Annotated in this window: 15 protein-coding genes; 13 read left to right on the top strand and 2 right to left on the bottom strand. The window is 58.8% G+C overall.

The window, feature by feature from the left end; translation table 11 throughout:
• Positions 1–171 precede the first annotated feature (171 nt).
• Positions 172–540: a hypothetical protein gene (locus tag P2T68_RS10325; RefSeq protein WP_024074294.1), complete on the top strand. Its 369-nt coding sequence runs from the start codon at positions 172–174 to the stop codon at positions 538–540.
• Between the two features lie 66 nt (positions 541–606).
• Here the strand turns inward: P2T68_RS10325 and P2T68_RS10330 are convergent, their stop codons facing one another.
• Positions 607–2,160, bottom strand: a complete 1,554-nt coding sequence (locus P2T68_RS10330) for a glycosyl hydrolase family 17 protein (RefSeq protein WP_024074295.1) — start codon at positions 2,158–2,160, stop codon at positions 607–609.
• 332 nt (positions 2,161–2,492) lie between these two features.
• On the opposite strand from P2T68_RS10330, the gene P2T68_RS10335 reads away from it, so the two are divergent.
• From P2T68_RS10335 to P2T68_RS10345, 3 genes are all read left to right on the top strand, one after another.
• Positions 2,493–3,344 (top strand): glycine betaine ABC transporter substrate-binding protein, encoded by an 852-nt coding sequence (locus P2T68_RS10335; protein WP_024074296.1) that lies wholly within the window; start codon positions 2,493–2,495, stop codon positions 3,342–3,344.
• Positions 3,345–3,599: 255 nt separating this feature from the next.
• Positions 3,600–3,911, top strand: a complete 312-nt coding sequence (locus P2T68_RS10340) for a DUF485 domain-containing protein (RefSeq protein ID WP_024074297.1) — start codon at positions 3,600–3,602, stop codon at positions 3,909–3,911.
• Complete coding sequence (locus P2T68_RS10345; protein ID WP_024074298.1) at positions 3,908–5,566, top strand: cation acetate symporter; 1,659 nt, start codon at positions 3,908–3,910, stop codon at positions 5,564–5,566. The genes P2T68_RS10340 and P2T68_RS10345 overlap by 4 nt, the downstream gene beginning before the upstream one ends.
• Before the next feature lie 241 nt (positions 5,567–5,807).
• Here the strand turns inward: P2T68_RS10345 and gltA are convergent, their stop codons facing one another.
• The gene (gene gltA, locus P2T68_RS10350) at positions 5,808–7,097 is read right to left on the bottom strand and encodes a citrate synthase (RefSeq protein ID WP_003222994.1); all 1,290 of its coding nucleotides are present in this window, start codon (positions 7,095–7,097) and stop codon (positions 5,808–5,810) included.
• A gap of 332 nt (positions 7,098–7,429) precedes the next feature.
• On the opposite strand from gltA, the gene sdhC reads away from it, so the two are divergent.
• The 9 genes from sdhC to sucD all read left to right on the top strand — a co-directional run bounded on the left by sdhC (position 7,430) and on the right by sucD (position 18,843).
• Complete coding sequence (gene sdhC / locus P2T68_RS10355) at positions 7,430–7,840, top strand: succinate dehydrogenase, cytochrome b556 subunit (protein WP_172831341.1); 411 nt, start codon at positions 7,430–7,432, stop codon at positions 7,838–7,840.
• Positions 7,834–8,202: a succinate dehydrogenase, hydrophobic membrane anchor protein gene (gene sdhD / locus P2T68_RS10360; RefSeq protein WP_024074300.1), complete on the top strand. Its 369-nt coding sequence runs from the start codon at positions 7,834–7,836 to the stop codon at positions 8,200–8,202. Before sdhC ends, sdhD begins: the two co-directional genes overlap by 7 nt.
• Positions 8,203–8,205: 3 nt before the next feature.
• Positions 8,206–9,978 (top strand): succinate dehydrogenase flavoprotein subunit, encoded by a 1,773-nt coding sequence (gene sdhA / locus P2T68_RS10365; RefSeq protein WP_024074301.1) that lies wholly within the window; start codon positions 8,206–8,208, stop codon positions 9,976–9,978.
• An 11-nt stretch (positions 9,979–9,989) separates the two neighbouring features.
• Positions 9,990–10,694: a succinate dehydrogenase iron-sulfur subunit gene (locus P2T68_RS10370; RefSeq protein ID WP_024074302.1), complete on the top strand. Its 705-nt coding sequence runs from the start codon at positions 9,990–9,992 to the stop codon at positions 10,692–10,694.
• 261 nt (positions 10,695–10,955) lie between these two features.
• On the top strand, positions 10,956–13,787 hold the full coding sequence (locus P2T68_RS10375; RefSeq protein WP_024074303.1) for a 2-oxoglutarate dehydrogenase E1 component: 2,832 nt from the start codon (positions 10,956–10,958) through the stop codon (positions 13,785–13,787).
• Positions 13,788–13,831: 44 nt separating this feature from the next.
• Complete coding sequence (gene odhB, locus P2T68_RS10380; protein ID WP_024074304.1) at positions 13,832–15,055, top strand: 2-oxoglutarate dehydrogenase complex dihydrolipoyllysine-residue succinyltransferase; 1,224 nt, start codon at positions 13,832–13,834, stop codon at positions 15,053–15,055.
• Positions 15,056–15,156: 101 nt separating this feature from the next.
• Complete coding sequence (gene lpdA, locus P2T68_RS10385) at positions 15,157–16,593, top strand: dihydrolipoyl dehydrogenase (RefSeq protein ID WP_024074305.1); 1,437 nt, start codon at positions 15,157–15,159, stop codon at positions 16,591–16,593.
• Positions 16,594–16,795: 202 nt separating this feature from the next.
• A complete protein-coding gene (gene sucC / locus P2T68_RS10390; RefSeq protein WP_003233235.1) occupies positions 16,796–17,962 on the top strand; it encodes an ADP-forming succinate--CoA ligase subunit beta in 1,167 nt (388 codons plus the stop codon).
• Positions 17,962–18,843 carry a succinate--CoA ligase subunit alpha gene (sucD, locus tag P2T68_RS10395; protein ID WP_003172813.1) on the top strand — a complete coding sequence of 294 codons (882 nt, stop codon included), beginning with the start codon at positions 17,962–17,964 and terminating at the stop codon, positions 18,841–18,843. The genes sucC and sucD overlap by 1 nt, the downstream gene beginning before the upstream one ends.
• The last annotated feature ends 292 nt before the right edge of the window (positions 18,844–19,135 follow it).

Consider the following 19,135-nt stretch of genomic DNA (forward strand, 5'->3'; position numbering starts at 1 on the left):
GAAGTGCCAGCCTTCGGCACGAAAAGTCGGAAAAAAACGTCGGAATCGGGGTAATAGTCGGCAGACGATACACTTTGCCACGTATTGGTGAACACTAATTGTGTGTATGTATCTTGCTAACGGCCGCTGGCGCATTAAGCTGAGCGCCGTTTTTGCCTTTCGGAGTGCTCCATGTCCCGCCGCTTGCCGTTGATCCTGCTGCTTATCGCCCTGCCGTTATGGCTGGCTGCCAGTTATGCCGCACGTTACGGCTTCATGGAGGATGGCCAGTGGGTTGGCATCTGTGCCGATGAGGCCAGCCGCTGGGAATGCCAGGTGCGGTCGAACCTGGGCTTGATGATTCACTTCAAAGTGATGGGCTGGGCTGCGTTGGTGACCTCGGTGCTGGCGTTTTTCGTGCCGGGTCGTGCGGGGTGGGGCTTGGCCGTGTTGGGCCTGGTGTTCGGGTTCCCGGCCCTGGCGTTGTACAACACCACGTTTGCGGTGTTTGCGGTAGTGATTGCCGGGTTGCGGTTGGTCAGGCAGCCGCGGGGCGCCTGATAGGGCTGATCCGAAGCGTAGCCCCCTCCCACATTTGTAAGGAGAGGGCGACAGCCGATGGCGGTCTTAAGCCTTGCGCATCCGCAAGCACCGCCACAAGGCCACTACCATCAACACGCTGACCAGCGCCCAGCCCCATGCCTGCTGGTTGAACAGCCCTTCGCGGTACAGCTGCGGCGCAATGCCGGCACCGATGATAAAGGTCAGCAGGGCAATTTCCCGGCGCGGCCCGGTCACCGGGCGAACCAGATAGACCAAGGCGGGCAGTACCAGCGCGGCACTTGGGAAGCTGCGATAACGTGGGTCGAACACCAGTGCCAGCATCATCACCGCGCCCGCGAACCCGGCCGTCGCCACCAGCCAACCGGCGCGGTGCTCCAGCCAGTCGAAGGCACGCGCGCGCCAACCATGGCGAGTGCTCAGGGCCAGGGCGGCATGGGCCAGCACCAGCAGGTTCAGCGCCACCAGCAAGCCGGCCCATACCCACTCATCATTAAAGCGTGCGGTCACGCGGGTGAGTTCGGCCCAGGTGCCGATAGAGCAGGCCGCGACGCCCCCCAGCAGCGGCAACAACCAGGCAGCGCGGGTGCTGCGGACGCGGCCACCGAGCACCAGGGTACCCAGCAGGATAAGCCCGCCCATGCCCAGCCATAGTGGCCAGTACGGCACATTGGTCACCGGGCCAGCAAGGATGCCCTTGTCCTGGCGATCCGCATCGAACAGGCCCCAGTAGCCGCCTACGGCACCTTCGCTGGCGCGCTTCCACGGTTGGTCGAAGGCTTCGATCAGGTTGTAGCGCCAGCCGTTGGCCTCAGCCATGGCGACAAAACCACGCATGAACTTGGCTTCATTGACTCGGCTCGGCACGGCGGTTTCGCGCTGGCGGCCTTCGCTCGGCCAGCCGGTCTCGCCGATCATCACGTCCTTGGGGGCGAACTTATTGCCGAAGGTCTGGCGCACATCCCCTACATGCTTGAGCGCCTGGTCGATGCCCGACGGGTCATCTTCCCAGTACGGCAGCAGGTGAATGGTCAGGAAATCCACCGCCGGGGCGATTTCCGGGTGTTGCAGCCAGAACTCCCAGACATCGGCGTAGGTGACCGGCTGCTTGATCTGGCTTTTGACTTTATGGATCAGCTTCACCAACTGCGCGGCGGTGACTTCCTTGCGCAGCAGGGTTTCGTTGCCGACGATCACCGAGGTCACCACGTCGGCGTTGGCATTGGCCGAGGCGATCAGGGCGTCGACTTCTTTCTCGGTGTCGACGGGGTTGCTGTTGACCCAGGCGCCGATCATCAACTTCAACCCATGCTTGCGCGCCAGGTCCGGCAAGGCTTCCAGGCCGGTCATGGAATAGGTGCGGATGCATTCGAAGCGGGTGGCGAGCAGGGCCAGGTCGGCGTCCATGCGCTCGGGGCGCAGCGTGAACGGCTGGTCGAACGGCGATTGGTCCTTGTCGAATGGCGTGTAGGACGCACATTGCAGTTTGTGGCTGGCGCTGGCGACGTCCGGCAGGACCACCGGCCGGCCGAGGCCATACCAGTAGCCGACAAGGGCAAGCACGGCAAGGATCAGGGCGAAGCAATAGGGCAGGGCAGGGAAGCGGGCATTGGCGGGCATGGTCGGCTTATCTGGGGGAGCAAAGGCGCGCATCTTACCCGGATTTAGCCCGTCCCAGTGCAGCAGCATAATTTTGACATGCAAAGTTCGGGCGGGATTGTGGCGCTATGTCCTACAAAATGACTTGCTGGCGATGTGATGTCGTTTCTTGCTTACCTGAGGTCGCGGACAGAGCAGGTCGAAGATTGGCGCAGGTTGATGATCGAAGTGTCAGCACTCCACTGATGTCGCAACAGCCGAATCGATGCGCGTGAAGGGGGCGCGGTGCACCACATAACAACAGGTTGACGTCGCTCGGCATCCGTCGGGCGCAGCACTTTCGGGGAAGTACTATGAAGATGCGACGACTCTTGGGCGCAGCTGCCACTCTGGTAGTTGCGATGGGCTCCACACTGGCCAGCGCCGACAGCAAGACCCTGAGCATCGGCTACGTGGACGGCTGGTCCGACAGCGTTGCCACCACCCATGTGGCGGCAGAGGTGATCAAGGAAAAGCTCGGTTATGACGTGAAACTGCAAGCGGTCGCCACCGGGATCATGTGGCAGGGTGTGGCCACCGGCAAGCTCGACGCCATGCTCTCCGCCTGGCTGCCCGTGACGCACGGTGAGTACTGGGCCAAGAACAAGGACAAGGTGGTCGACTACGGCCCCAACTTCAAGGATGCGAAGATCGGCCTGATCGTGCCGGAGTACGTCAAGGCCAAGTCCATCGAAGACCTCAAGACCGATACCACCTTCAAGAACAAGATCGTTGGGATTGACGCCGGTTCAGGCGTGATGCTCAAGACCGACGAAGCCATCAAGGCTTATGGTCTGGACTACAAGCTGCAAGCCAGCTCCGGCGCCGCAATGATCGCCGAACTGACCCGTGCCGAAGACAAGCAGGAATCCATCGCGGTCACCGGTTGGGTGCCACACTGGATGTTCGCCAAGTGGAAACTGCGTTTCCTGGACGATCCAAAAGGGATTTATGGTGCTGCTGAAACCGTCAACAGCATCGGCAGCAAGGGCCTGGAGAAGAAAGCGCCGGAAGTCGCGGCCTTCCTGAAGAAATTCCAATGGGCCTCCAAGGACGAAATCGGCGAAGTCATGCTGGCCATTCAAGAGGGCGCCAAGCCTGATGCAGCGGCCAAGGATTGGGTTGCAAAGCACCCTGAGCGTGTAGCCGAGTGGATCGGTAAGTAACAGACCCTGATATACCCTTGTGGGAGGGGGCTTGCCCCCGATGGCAATCTGTCAGCTATCGATGTGCTGGCTGACACACTGTCATCGGGGGCAAGCCCCCTCCCACATTAATTTCATCCCCTGCAAATCCTCCTGCATTCTCCCGATCCCTCGCTACACTCGATCTAAGACTAAGGTCGTCTGGAACCTCTACGGCAGCCGCATACAGTGGATACGTTCCAATAATAAAAAAGCTGTGCTGCGAGGATAAAAACAATGAACGACAGCATTTACCTCTCGATTCAAAACAGCCCGCGCTTCAAGGAGCTGGTGAGAAAAAGGGAAAGGTTCGCCTGGATTCTCTCGGCGATCATGCTAGGGCTTTACTCCGGATTCATCCTGTTGATCGCCTACGGGCCGCAAATACTGGGCGCCAAACTCAGCCCCGGTTCATCCATCACCTGGGGAATCCCCATCGGTGTCGGGCTGATTGTCTCGGCCTTTGTCCTCACCGGCATCTACGTACGACGCGCCAACGGCGAATTCGACGACCTGAACAATGCGATTCTCAAGGAGGCTGCGCAATGATCCGTCGTCTATTGGCTGTATTCGGCGCTTCGGTCTTCGCGCCCGCTGTCTGGGCGGCGGATGCATTGACCGGTGAAGTGCACAAACAACCGCTGAATATTCCAGCGATCCTGATGTTCGTGGCCTTTGTCGGCGCGACATTGTGCATTACCTATTGGGCGTCCAAGCGCAACAAGTCGGCGGCCGACTACTACGCGGCCGGCGGCAAGATCACCGGTTTCCAGAACGGCCTGGCGATTGCCGGCGACTATATGTCGGCCGCGTCCTTCCTGGGGATTTCCGCACTGGTCTACACCTCCGGCTACGATGGCCTGATCTACTCGATCGGCTTCCTGGTGGGCTGGCCGATCATTTTGTTCCTGATCGCCGAGCGCCTGCGTAACCTGGGCAAATACACGTTTGCCGACGTGGCGTCCTACCGCCTCGGGCAAACCCAGATCCGCAGCCTGTCGGCGTGTGGCTCGCTGGTGGTGGTTGCGTTCTACCTGATTGCGCAGATGGTTGGCGCGGGCAAGCTGATCCAGCTGCTGTTCGGCCTGGATTACCATGTGGCGGTAATCCTGGTGGGTATCCTGATGTGCATGTACGTGCTGTTCGGCGGCATGCTGGCAACCACCTGGGTGCAGATCATCAAGGCCGTGCTGCTGTTGTCCGGTGCCTCGTTCATGGCGCTGATGGTGATGAAGCACGTTAACTTCGACTTCAACATGCTGTTTTCCGAGGCGATCAAGGTTCACCCTAAAGGTGAGGCGATCATGAGCCCCGGCGGTTTGGTGAAAGACCCGATCTCGGCATTGTCCCTGGGCCTGGCGCTGATGTTCGGTACTGCCGGCCTGCCGCACATCCTGATGCGCTTCTTCACGGTGAGCGATGCCAAGGAAGCGCGTAAGAGCGTGCTGTATGCCACTGGCTTTATCGGCTACTTCTACATCCTGACCTTCATCATCGGCTTCGGCGCGATCCTGCTGGTCAGTACCAACCCGGCGTTCAAGGATGCGGCAGGTGCCTTGCTGGGCGGTAACAACATGGCGGCGGTGCACCTGGCCAATGCGGTGGGCGGCAGTATCTTCCTGGGCTTCATCTCGGCCGTGGCGTTTGCCACCATCCTGGCAGTGGTAGCCGGCTTGACCCTCGCGGGTGCCTCGGCGGTGTCCCATGACCTGTACGCCAGTGTGATCAGGAAAGGCAGGGTCAACGAGAAGGACGAGATCCGCGTCTCGAAGATCACCACCATCGCCCTGGCGGTGCTGGCTATCGGCCTGGGTATCCTGTTCGAAAGCCAGAACATTGCGTTCATGGTCGGCCTGGCGTTCTCCATCGCCGCCAGCTGTAACTTCCCGGTGTTGCTGCTTTCCATGTACTGGAAGAATCTCACCACCCGTGGCGCGATGATCGGCGGCTGGTTAGGCCTGGTCAGCGCGGTGGGCCTGATGATCCTGGGGCCAACCATTTGGGTCTCGATCCTGCACCATGAGAAAGCGATCTTCCCGTACGAATATCCGGCGTTGTTCTCGATGATCATTGCGTTCATCGGTATCTGGTTCTTCTCCATCACCGACAAGTCGGCGGCGGCAGTCAAGGAACGTGCGCTGTACTTCCCGCAGTTTGTGCGTTCGCAGACTGGCCTGGGGGCGAGTGGGGCGGTTTCTCACTAAGGTAGTAGCTGGATAAGGAAATGCCCCGGTCGAAAGGCCGGGGCATTTTTTTGTCTGGGGTTCCGGGTTGTCTGTACCAATGTCATCGGGGGCAAGTCCCCTCTCACCGTTAACCGAGTACATCATTTGGAATGCAGTTCAATGTGGGAGGGGGGCTTGCCCCCGATGGCGGTAGACCAGGCGGCACAAACAAAAACGGCCTCCACTGAGGGAGGCCGTTTTCGGTGCAACTAAGCGATGCTTACTTGCGATCTTCCAGCTTGGTGATGTCACGCGACTCGTAGCCGGTGTACAGCTGGCGCGGGCGGCCAATCTTGTACGGGCTGGAGAGCATTTCTTTCCAGTGGGAGATCCAGCCCACGGTCCGCGCCAGGGCGAAGATCACGGTGAACATGCTGGTTGGAATGCCGATCGCCTTGAGGATGATCCCCGAGTAGAAGTCGACGTTCGGGTACAGCGAGCGTTCGATGAAGTACGGGTCGGTCAGGGCGATCTCTTCCAGGCGCATGGCCAGTTCGAGTTGCGGATCGTTGTTGATGCCCAGTTCCTTCAGCACTTCGTCGCAGGTCTGCTTCATGACGGTGGCGCGTGGGTCGCGGTTCTTGTAGACCCGGTGACCGAAGCCCATCAACTTGAACGGATCGTTCTTGTCCTTGGCCTTGGCGATGAACTTGTCGATGTTCGAGACATCGCCGATTTCATCGAGCATGGTCAGTACGGCTTCGTTTGCACCGCCGTGGGCAGGGCCCCACAGTGCGGCGATACCGGCGGCAATACAGGCGAACGGGTTGGCACCCGAAGAGCCTGCCAGGCGCACGGTAGAGGTGGAGGCGTTCTGCTCGTGGTCGGCGTGGAGGATGAAGATCCGGTCCATTGCCTTGGCGAGTACCGGGCTGATCGGTTTGATCTCGCACGGGGTGTTGAACATCATGTGCAGGAAGTTTTCCGCGTACGTCAGGTCGTTGCGCGGGTACATCATGGGTTGTCCCATGGAGTACTTGTAAACCATTGCGGCCAGGGTCGGCATCTTGGCAACCAGGCGGATCGCGGAAATTTCGCGATGCTGCGGGTTATTGATGTCGAGGGAGTCGTGATAGAAGGCAGACAGGGCGCCAACCACACCGCACATGACGGCCATCGGGTGGGCGTCGCGGCGGAAGCCGTTGAAGAAGGTCTTCAACTGCTCGTGAACCATGGTGTGGTTCTTGACGGTGCTGACGAACTGGGCTTTTTGCTCGGCTGTTGGCAGTTCGCCATTTAGCAGCAGGTAGCAGGTTTCCAGGTAGTCCGATTTTTCAGCCAGTTGCTCGATCGGGTAGCCCCGGTGCAGCAAAATGCCATTATCGCCATCGATATAGGTGATCTTCGACTCGCAAGAGGCGGTCGACATGAAGCCTGGGTCGAAAGTGAAACGGCCCGTGGCCGTCAGGCCCCGTACGTCGATAACATCGGGACCAACGGTGCCGGTTAAAATGGGCAGCTCGACGGGGGCTGCGCCCTCGATGATCAACTGCGCTTTTTTGTCAGCCATGTGGCCTCCTATTTATGCTTCAAATCATCAGACAGACCCCCCACGCAGGGCCCGCACCACTATAGTGAGATAAATTCAGATGTCAATTTGCCTAAAGTCTTGCTCCAGAAGGCTTTAACCGTACTTTTTCCTCGAAATTGACTGCCATTTACGCCTTTTATCCCGCCAGCGCAATCCGCTATTAGGGTGAGGTGCGCGCGTTGTCATTAGTAACCTAACTGTCTATACTCGGCCACCGACCGCCAAGGGCTTTTGGGCTTGCTTTCATTGGGGGTCGCACTCCCTGGGTGGTGCTTACCTGACCAGTGCACTCCCCTACAACTTTGCCCTGATTGTTAGGGGCTCTTCAGTGTGAAAAAAAAGCCGTGAAGAATAGCCAACGACCTGTAAACCTTGACCTAAGGACCATCAAACTCCCCATCACCGGCGTTACGTCGTTCCTGCACCGTGTTTCCGGCATCATCCTGTTCCTGGGCCTGGGCATCATGCTTTATGCATTGAGCAAATCCCTGGGTTCCGAGGAAGGTTATGCCGAGGTGAAGGCATGCTTGACCAGCCCGCTGGCCAAGTTCGTAGCATGGGGCCTCCTGTCCGCTCTGCTTTATCACCTGGTAGCCGGCGTGCGCCACTTGATTATGGATATGGGCATCGGTGAGACGCTGGAAGGCGGCCGCCGCGGCTCGAAAATCGTCATCGCCATTTCCGTGGTGCTGATCGTTCTGGCAGGAGTTTGGATATGGTAACCAGCGTAACGAATCTGTCGCGTTCGGGCCTCTATGACTGGATGGCACAGCGTGTGTCTGCGGTCGTTCTCGCGGCTTATTTCATTTTCCTGATCGGATACCTCGTCGCAAACCCGGGCATTGGCTATGAGCAATGGCACGGGTTGTTTTCCCACAATGCGATGCGAATCTTCAGTCTGCTGGCCCTTGTAGCCCTGGGCGCTCACGCCTGGGTCGGCATGTGGACCATCGCGACCGACTACCTGACGCCGATGGCGCTGGGCAAGCCCGCGACCGCAGTACGGTTTCTCTTCCAGGCAGTATGCGGCGTCGCGATGTTCGCTTACTTCGTCTGGGGTGTGCAGATTCTTTGGGGTATCTGATCCATGGCTAACATTCCAACTATTTCCTTCGACGCCATCATTATTGGTGGTGGCGGTGCTGGCATGCGCGCAGCGCTGCAGCTGGCTCAGGGCGGTCACAAGACTGCCGTGATCACCAAGGTGTTCCCGACGCGTTCCCATACCGTATCGGCCCAGGGTGGCATCACCTGCGCCATCGCGTCTGCCGACCCGAACGATGACTGGCGCTGGCACATGTACGATACCGTCAAGGGTTCCGACTACATCGGTGACCAGGACGCTATCGAATACATGTGTCAGGAAGGCCCGGCCGCGGTGTTCGAGCTGGACCACATGGGCCTGCCGTTCTCCCGTACCGAGCAGGGCCGTATCTACCAGCGTCCATTCGGCGGCCAGTCGAAGGATTACGGTAAAGGCGGCCAGGCTGCCCGTACATGCGCCGCCTCCGACCGTACCGGTCACGCGTTGCTGCACACCCTTTATCAGGGCAACCTGAAAGCCGGCACCACGTTCCTGAACGAGTACTACGCGGTTGACCTGGTGAAAAACCAGGACGGCGCATTCGTCGGCGTGATCGCCATCTGCATCGAAACCGGTGAAACCACCTATATCCGCGCCAAGGCGACTGTTCTGGCGACCGGTGGTGCAGGCCGTATCTACGCTTCGACTACCAATGCCCTGATCAACACCGGTGACGGCGTCGGCATGGCACTGCGTGCTGGCGTGCCGGTACAGGACATCGAAATGTGGCAGTTCCACCCGACCGGTATTGCCGGCGCTGGTGTACTGGTTACCGAAGGTTGCCGTGGTGAAGGTGGCTACCTGATCAACAAGAACGGCGAGCGTTTCATGGAGCGCTATGCTCCGAACGCGAAAGACCTTGCCGGTCGTGACGTTGTAGCCCGTTCGATGGTCAAGGAAATCATTGCCGGTAACGGCTGTGGCCCGAATGGCGATCACGTGCTGCTCAAGCTCGATCACCTTGGCGAAGAAGTGCTGCACAGCCGCCTGCCAGGTATTTGCGAGCTGTCCAAGACCTTCGCGCACGTTGATCCGGTCGTTGCCCCGGTTCCGGTTGTTCCGACTTGCCACTATATGATGGGCGGTGTTCCGACCAACATTCATGGCCAGGCGATCACCCAGAACGCAGACGGTGTGGACGAGATCATCCATGGTCTGTTCGCCGTGGGCGAAGTGGCTTGCGTATCGGTTCACGGCGCCAACCGCCTGGGCGGCAACTCGCTGCTCGACCTGGTGGTATTCGGTCGTGCTGCTGGCCTGCACCTGGAAAAGGCGCTGACCGACGGCATCGAATACGATGACGCTACCGACGCCAACATCGAAGCGGCCCTGGCACGTCTGACCGCTCTGAACGAGCGTACTGATGGCGAGGACGTGGCTACCCTGCGTCGCGAGCTGCAAAGCTGCATGCAGAACTACTTCGGTGTATTCCGTACTGGCGAATACATGCAGAAGGGTATTGCCCAGCTGGCTGACCTGCGCAAGCGTATCGCCAACGTCAAGATCAACGATAAGAGCCAGGCGTTCAACACCGCTCGTATCGAAGCCCTTGAGCTGCAAAACCTGCTGGAAGTGGCCGAAGCGACTGCGATTGCCGCTGAGGTTCGTAAGGAATCCCGTGGTGCTCACGCTCGTGAAGACTATGAAGATCGCGATGACGAGAACTGGCTGTGCCACACCCTGTACTTCCCGGGTGAAAAGCGCGTTGCCAAGCGTGCCGTGAACTTCTCGCCGAAGACGGTTCCGACGTTTGAACCGAAGATTCGGACTTACTAAGGGTGGCTGCCATGTTGAAAGTCAGTGTTTATCGCTACAACCCTGATCAGGACGCTGCGCCGTTCATGCAGGAGTTCCAGGTCGATACCGGTGGTAAAGACCTGATGGTGCTGGATGTATTGGCCCTGATCAAAGAGCAGGACGAAGGTTTCTCCTATCGTCGCTCTTGCCGTGAAGGTGTGTGCGGGTCCGACGGCATGAACATCAACGGCAAGAACGGCCTGGCGTGCATCACGCCGCTGTCCGCCGTTGTTAAAGGCAACAAGCTGATCGTTCGTCCACTGCCAGGTTTGCCGGTTATCCGTGACCTGGTCGTCGATATGAGCATCTTCTACAAGCAATACGAGAAAGTTAAGCCATTCCTGCAGAACGACACGCCGGCTCCGGCCATCGAACGTCTGCAGTCCCCGGAAGAGCGTGAAAAGCTCGATGGCCTGTACGAGTGCATCCTGTGCGCTTGCTGCTCGACGTCGTGCCCATCCTTCTGGTGGAACCCGGACAAGTTCCTGGGCCCAGCCGCTCTGCTGCAAGCGTACCGCTTCCTGGCAGACAGCCGTGACACCAAGACTGCCGAGCGTCTGGCTTCACTGGATGACCCGTTCAGCGTATTCCGCTGCCGCGGGATCATGAACTGCGTCAACGTATGTCCCAAAGGCTTGAACCCGACTAAAGCCATTGGTCACATCCGTAACATGTTGCTGCAAAGCGGCGTGTAACTGACGTTGTAGCAAAGCAGGACCGTTGTGCCCGTAAATGCTGCGGCGCAGGCTTCAACCGGCGCCGTAGTTTTAACTTGAGCAGCGACTTACAAAGCCGCGGCTCTTATTTTGAAGAAATGAGACAAGCAGGGGCATTCGGGTTGGTACCCGAACTATCAGCGTGATCCTAAGTGGCTTGTTTTGGTCGCTGCACTTGGCCTTTTGCAAGCAAACTCGGTGTTTTCGCCGGTGGTGTCCCCAAATCGAGGGTGACCAAGCATGCAAGAAAGCGTGATGCAGCGCATGTGGAACAGCGGCTATCTTTCAGGTGGTAACGCTGCCTATGTGGAAGAGCTTTATGAGCTCTACCTGCACGACCCTAACGCTGTGCCAGAAGAATGGCGCACCAAATTTCAGACGTTGTCTTCAGACGGCAACGCTGCCACCGATGTATCGCACGCAACAATTCGCGATCAGTTCGTGCTGCTGGCAAAGAACCAGCGCCGCGCCCAGCCGGTTTCCGCCGCAAGCGTGAGCAGTGAGCACGAGAAGAAGCAAGTTGAAGTACTGCGACTGATCCAGGCCTACCGTATGCGTGGCCACCAGGCGGCCCAGCTCGACCCGCTGGGGCTCTGGAAGCGTCCTGCACCTGCAGACCTGTCGATCAATCATTACGGCTTGACCAATGCCGATCTTGATACGACCTTCCGTGCCGGCGACCTGTTCATCGGCAAAGAGGAAGCGAGCCTACGCGAAATTCACGAAGCGTTGCAGCAGACATATTGCCGCACCATCGGCGCTGAGTTTACGCACATCACCGATTCCGAACAGCGCCACTGGTTCCAGCACCGCCTCGAAGGCGTGCGTGGCCGTCCGGTGTTGTCCGCCGATGTGCGCAGCCACCTGCTTGAGCGTGTGACCGCAGCCGAAGGTCTCGAAAAATACCTGGGCACCAAATACCCGGGCACCAAGCGTTTCGGCCTGGAAGGCGGCGAGAGCCTGATTCCGATGCTCGATGAGCTGATCCAGCGTTCCGGTTCCTACGGCACCAAGGAAATCGTGATCGGCATGGCCCACCGTGGCCGCTTGAACGTGCTGGTCAACACCTTTGGCAAGAACCCGCGCGAGCTGTTCGACGAGTTCGAAGGCAAGAAGAAGGTCGAGCTGGGTTCCGGTGACGTTAAATACCACCAGGGCTTCTCGTCCAACGTGATGACCACCGGCGGTGAAGTTCACCTGGCCATGGCCTTCAACCCATCCCACCTGGAAATCGTTTCTCCAGTGGTCGAGGGTTCGGTCCGTGCTCGCCAGGATCGTCGTAACGATTCCACCGGTGAAAAGGTCCTGCCGATTTCCATCCACGGTGACGCGGCATTCGCCGGTCAAGGCGTGGTCCTGGAAACCTTCCAGATGTCGCAGACTCGCGGCTTCAAGACCGGCGGCACCGTTCACATCGTCATCAACAACCAGGTGGGCTTCACCATCAGCAACCCGTTGGACGCGCGTTCCACCGAGTACGCCACCGACGTTGCCAAGATGATCCAGGCGCCGATCCTCCATGTGAATGGTGATGATCCGGAAGCCGTGCTGTTCGTGACCCAACTGGCTGTCGACTACCGCATGCAGTTCAAGCGTGACGTGGTGATCGACCTGGTTTGCTACCGCCGTCGCGGTCACAACGAAGCCGATGAACCAAGCGGCACCCAGCCGTTGATGTACCAGCAGATCACCAAGCAGCGCACCACCCGTGAGCTGTATGCCGAAAGCCTGATCAAGGCCGGTATCGTTGATGATGCGCGTGTTCAGGCGAAGATCGATGAATACCGCAACGCGCTGGACAATGGTCTGCATGTAGTAAAAAGCCTGGTCAAAGAGCCGAACAAAGAGCTGTTCGTTGATTGGCGTCCGTACCTGGGTCACACCTGGACGGCGCGTCACGACACCTCGTTCGATCTGAAGACCCTGCAGGAACTGTCCGCCAAGCTGCTGGAAATCCCGGATGGCTTCGTGGTACAGCGCCAGGTTGCGAAGATCTACGAAGACCGTCAGAAGATGCAAGCCGGCGGCCTGCCGATCAACTGGGGTTATGCCGAAACCATGGCGTACGCGACCCTGGCGTTCGAAGGTCACCCGATCCGCATGACCGGCCAGGACATCGGCCGTGGTACGTTCTCGCACCGTCACGCGGTATTGCACAACCAGAAAGACGCGGGCACCTACATCCCGTTGCAGAACCTGTACGAAGGCCAGCCACGTTTCGACCTGTACGATTCGTTCCTGTCCGAAGAAGCCGTACTGGCGTTCGAATACGGTTACTCGACCACTACGCCTAACGCGCTGGTGATCTGGGAAGCCCAGTTCGGCGACTTCGCCAACGGCGCACAAGTGGTGATCGACCAGTTCATCACCAGCGGTGAGCACAAGTGGGGCCGTCTGTGCGGTCTGACCATGCTGCTGCCACACGGTTATGAAGGTCAGGGCCCGGAGCACTCCTCGGCCCGTCTGGAGCGTTACCTGCAGCTGTGCGCCGAGCACAACATCCAGGTGTGCGTGCCGACCACCCCGGCGCAGATCTACCACTTGCTGCGTCGCCAGGTGATCCGCCCGTTGCGCAAGCCGCTGGTAGTGCTGACCCCGAAATCGCTGCTGCGTCACAAATTGGCCATCTCGACCCTGGAAGATCTGGCGGATGGTTCGTTCCAGACCGTGATTCCAGAAATCGATACGCTGGACGCCGCCAAGGTCACTCGCCTGATCCTGTGCAGCGGCAAGGTCTACTACGATCTGCTGGAAAAACGCCGTGCCGAAGGCCGCGAAGACATCGCCATCGTGCGTATCGAGCAGCTTTACCCGTTCCCGGAAGATGACCTGATGGAGATCATCGCGCCTTACACCAACCTCACGAATGTCGTGTGGTGTCAGGAAGAACCGATGAACCAGGGCGCGTGGTACAGCAGCCAGCATCACCTGCGTCGCAGCATCGGTAACCACAACAAGGCCCTGGGCCTGGAGTATGCCGGTCGTGATGCTTCTGCTGCACCTGCTTGTGGTTATGCGTCGATGCACGCCGAGCAGCAGGAAAAACTGCTGCAAGATGCTTTCACTGTTTAACGCCTTCGCGCTGACTGAAACCGAATTTTAAGGACCCACAGATAATGGCTATCGAAATCAAAGCCCCGTCATTCCCGGAATCGGTTGCCGATGGCACCGTTGCCACCTGGCACAAGAAACCGGGCGAGGCCGTCAAGCGTGACGACCTGATCGTCGACATCGAGACTGACAAAGTCGTACTGGAAGTGTTGGCCGAAGCCGACGGCGTCCTGGGCGCAATCGTTGCCAACGAGGGCGACACCGTCCTGTCCAACCAGGTCCTGGGCTCGATCGAAGAGGGCAGTGCCGCCGCCGCTCCAGCCGCCGCTGCACCGGCTGTCGCTGCTTCGGCTCCAGCTGCCGCACCGGCTGCTGGTGGTGAAGACCCAATCGCTGCCCCGGCTGCGCGCCAGCTGGCGGAAGAAAACGGCATCAACCTGGCTTCCATCAAAGGCACTGGCAAAGACGGCCGTGTGACCAAGGAAGACGTGGTTGCTGCGGTTGAAGCCAAGAAAAACGCTCCGGCTGCCGCGCCTGCCAAGGCTGCTGCCCCAGCTGCCGCTGCGCCTGTGTTCGCTGCCGGCGACCGCACCGAGAAGCGCGTACCGATGACCCGCGTGCGTGCCACCGTGGCCAAGCGCCTGGTTGAAGCCCAGTCGAACATGGCGATGCTGACCACGTTCAACGAAGTCGACATGACCGAAGTCATGGCCCTGCGTTCGAAGTACAAGGATCTGTTCGAGAAGTCCCACAACGGCGTGCGCCTGGGCTTCATGTCGTTCTTTGTGAAAGCGGCCACCGAAGCGCTGAAGCGCTTCCCGGCAGTCAACGCTTCCATCGACGGCAGCGACATCGTCTACCACGGCTATGCAGACATCGGCGTTGCCGTGTCCAGCGACCGTGGCCTGGTGGTTCCGGTTCTGCGTAACGCCGAGCTGATGAGCCTGGCTGAAATCGAAGGCGGCATCGCCGGCTTCGGCAAGAAGGCCCGTGACGGCAAGCTGACCATCGACGAGATGACCGGTGGTACCTTCACCATCACCAACGGTGGTACCTTCGGTTCGATGATGTCGACACCGATCGTCAACCCGCCACAAGCCGCAATCCTGGGCATGCACAACATCATCCAGCGTCCGATGGCCATCAACGGCCAAGTCGTGATCCGCCCAATGATGTACCTGGCGCTGTCGTACGATCACCGCCTGATCGATGGTAAAGAAGCCGTGACTTTCCTGGTGACCATCAAGAACCTGCTGGAAGACCCGGCTCGTCTGCTGCTGGATATCTGATAGAAGCAGCTGCAGGCCTCGAGTGACAGGCTGCCGGAGAAGGCAGCCGGGCTTGGGGCTTGCGGCTTGAAAGCTTGCTGCTAAATAGAGGAACTATTTTCATGTCGCAGAAATTTGACGTTGTAGTGATTGGTGCAGGCCCTGGCGGCTATGTTGCCGCCATCAAGGCCGCACAATTGGGCCTCTCGACTGCTTGCATCGAAAAATACACCGACAAGGAAGGCAAACTGGCATTGGGCGGTACCTGCCTGAACGTTGGTTGCATTCCTTCCAAGGCGCTGCTGGACAGCTCCTGGAAATTCCACGAAGCGCAAAGCGGTTTTGCCATCCACGGCATCAACCACGCTGGCGTGACCATGGACGTACCCGCGATGGTCGGCCGTAAAGCCAACATCGTCAAAGGCCTGACCTCTGGCGTTGCGACCCTGTTCAAGGCCAACGGCGTCACTTCCCTGCAAGGCCACGGCAAACTGCTGGCCGGCAAGAAAGTTGAAATCACCAAGCCAGATGGTTCGGTAGAAATCATCGAAGCCGAGAACGTGATCCTGGCGCCAGGTTCGCGTCCAATCGACATTCCACCGGCACCTGTTGACCAGAAAGTCATCGTTGATTCGACTGGCGCCCTGGAATTCCAAGCCGTGCCTAAGCGCCTGGGCGTGATCGGCGCTGGCGTGATCGGCCTGGAGCTGGGTTCCGTCTGGTCCCGCCTGGGTTCCCAGGTCACCGTGCTCGAAGCCCTGGACACGTTCCTGCTGGCCGCCGATACCGCGGTGTCCAAGGAAGCGCTGAAAACCCTGACCAAGCAAGGTCTGGACATCAAGCTGGGCGCTCGCGTGACCGGCTCGAAGGTTAACGGCGAAGAAGTCGTTGTGACCTACACCGACAAGGATGGCGAACAGACCATCACGTTCGACAAGCTGATCGTCGCCGTGGGTCGTCGTCCAGTGACCACCGACCTGCTGGCTTCCGACAGCGGCGTGAACATCGACGAGCGTGGCTTCATCCACGTTGACGATCACTGCGCTACCACCGTTCCTGGCGTCTACGCCATTGGCGACGTGGTTCGCGGCATGATGCTCGCGCACAAGGCTTCCGAAGAAGGCATCATGGTTGTCGAGCGCATCAAGGGCCATAAAACCCAGATGAACTACGACCTGATCCCATCGGTTATCTACACCCACCCGGAAATTGCATGGGTCGGCAAGAACGAACAGCAGTTGAAAGCTGAAGGCGTTGAAGTTAACGTCGGCACCTTCCCGTTTGCCGCTTCTGGCCGTGCCATGGCAGCCAACGACACCGGTGGTTTTGTCAAAGTCATCGCTGATGCCAAGACTGACCGCGTATTGGGCGTCCACGTGATTGGCCCAGGCGCAGCAGAGCTGGTTCAGCAGGGCGCAATCGGTATGGAATTCGGCACCAGTGCCGAGGACATCGGCATGATGGTCTTCTCCCATCCGACCCTGTCCGAAGCGTTGCACGAAGCCGCGCTGGCAGTGAATGGCCATGCCATCCACATCGCCAACAAGAAGAAGCGCTGAACGAGATAATAAGAAACCACGGCGGTTGCCCGTCGTGAGCCTTGCGCGCAAGACTCACCGCGGAATATCCGCTGGACGCAGTCTTGCGCAGCTTGACCGGGCCCAAGTCCGGCAAGTTGCGTAAGCAGCAGTCACAGGTGGCGCGGCACTCATAATGAGCGCAGCGCCGAATGCGCAGTACCTAACGAAGACGGTAAAAAGCATGAATCTTCACGAGTATCAGGGTAAGCAGCTGTTCGCTGAATACGGCCTGCCAGTTTCCAAGGGCTACGCAGTAGACACCCCGGAAGCAGCAGCAGAAGCTTGCGACAAAATCGGCGGCACTGAATGGGTTGTCAAAGCCCAGGTCCACGCTGGTGGTCGCGGTAAAGCGGGCGGCGTTAAGCTGGTTCGCAGCAAAGAAGACGCCAAGGCCTTCGCACAGCAGTGGCTGGGCAAGCGTCTGGTGACTTACCAGACTGATGCCAATGGCCAGCCAGTCACCAAGATCCTGGTTGAATCGTGCACTGATATCGCTAAAGAGCTGTACCTGGGCGCTGTCGTTGACCGTTCGAGCCGTCGCATCGTGTTCATGGCTTCCACCGAAGGTGGCGTGGACATCGAGAAGATCGCTCACGAAACCCCAGAAAAAATTCTGAAAGCCACGATCGATCCACTGGTTGGCGCTCAGCCATTCCAGGGTCGCGAGCTGGCTTTCCAGCTGGGCCTGGAAGGCAAGCAAGTTGCCCAGTTCGCCAAGATCTTCGTAGGTCTGGCCAAACTGTTCCAGGATCACGATCTGGCCCTGCTGGAAGTGAACCCGCTGGTGATCAAGGCTGACGGCGATCTGCACTGCCTCGACGCCAAGATCAACATCGACGCCAACGCCATGTACCGTCAGCCTAAGCTGAAGACTTTCCACGATCCGTCGCAGGACGATCCGCGCGAAGCGCACGCTGCCAAGTTCGAACTGAACTACGTAGCCCTGGAAGGTAACATCGGTTGCATGGTCAACGGTGCCGGCCTGGCCATGGGTACCATGGACATCGTCAACCTGCATGGCGGCAAACCAGCCAACTTCCTCGACGTAGGCGGTGGTGCTACCAAAGAACGCGTAACCGAAGCCTTCAAGATCATCCTGTCCGACTCCAACGTCGCTGCAGTACTGGTCAACATCTTCGGCGGCATCGTTCGTTGCGACATGATTGCCGAAGGCATCATCGGTGCAGTGAAAGAAGTCGGCGTTAAAATCCCGGTTGTTGTTCGCCTTGAAGGCAACAACGCTGAACTGGGCGCTAAAGTACTGGCAGAAAGCGGTTTGAACATCATCGCGGCTACCAGCCTGACCGACGCTGCTCAACAAGTTGTCAAAGCTGCGGAGGGCAAATAATGAGCGTCCTGATCAATAAAGACACCAAAGTTATCTGCCAGGGTATTACCGGTTCGCAAGGTAGTTTCCACACCCAGCAAGCCATCGAATACGGCACCAAGATGGTTGGCGGCGTAACGCCGGGCAAAGGCGGCACCGAGCACCTGGGCCTGCCCGTGTTCAACACCGTGAAAGACGCTGTAGCTGCCACTGGCGCCACCGCCAGCGTGATCTACGTTCCAGCTCCTTTCTGCAAGGACTCGATCCTGGAAGCGGCATTCGGCGGCATCAAGCTGATCGTGTGCATCACCGAAGGCATTCCTACCCTGGACATGCTGGACGCTAAAGTTAAGTGCGACGAGCTGGGCGTAGTCCTGATCGGCCCTAACTGCCCAGGCGTGATCACTCCAGGCGAATGCAAGATCGGCATCATGCCAGGTCACATTCACTTGCCAGGTAAAGTCGGTATCGTTTCCCGTTCCGGCACCCTGACCTACGAAGCTGTGAAGCAGACCACTGACGCCGGTTTCGGTCAGTCGACTTGCGTCGGCATCGGCGGTGACCCGATTCCAGGTTCGAACTTCATCGACATCCTGAAATTGTTCCAGGAAGACCCGAAGACCGAAGCGATCGTGATGATCGGTGAGATCGGCGGTTCGGCTGAAGAAGAAGCGGCTGCCTACATCAAGGCACACGTGACCAAGCCGGTTGTTTCCTACATCGCTGGTGTGACTGCCCCTGCTGGCAAGCGCATGGGCCATGCTGGCGCAATCATCTCTGGCGGCAAAGGCACTGCAGACGAGAAATTCGCTGCACTGCAAGACGCAGGCGTTAAAACCGTGCGTTCGCTGGCAGACATCGGCAAGGCCCTGGCCGAGCTGACCGGTTGGGCTGTCAAGTAAGCCTCGCGCTTAACTGACGCTTTACCAGGCAAAGGCCACCTTCGGGTGGCCTTTGTGCGTTCTGAGTTTGTTCATTTGCCTGTATTGCCAAATTAGGTATGAAAACGCGACATGAAAGTGTCGCTTATCGGACAGTCCGCCCCGCAACAGTGCGTTCGTCAGGCTAATTCTGTACCCTAGCCGCCTCTTTATGCGCCGACATCCCAAAAGGAAGCCGCGCGCTAGACCCGTCGGTCCCCATAAGGGCCGGCCGTATTTCCCTCATCCATAGGGAATCCCTCTCTAAATTCCG

The organism is Pseudomonas sp. G11 (assembly GCF_029457515.1).
Lineage (GTDB): Bacteria > Pseudomonadota > Gammaproteobacteria > Pseudomonadales > Pseudomonadaceae > Aquipseudomonas > Aquipseudomonas gorinensis.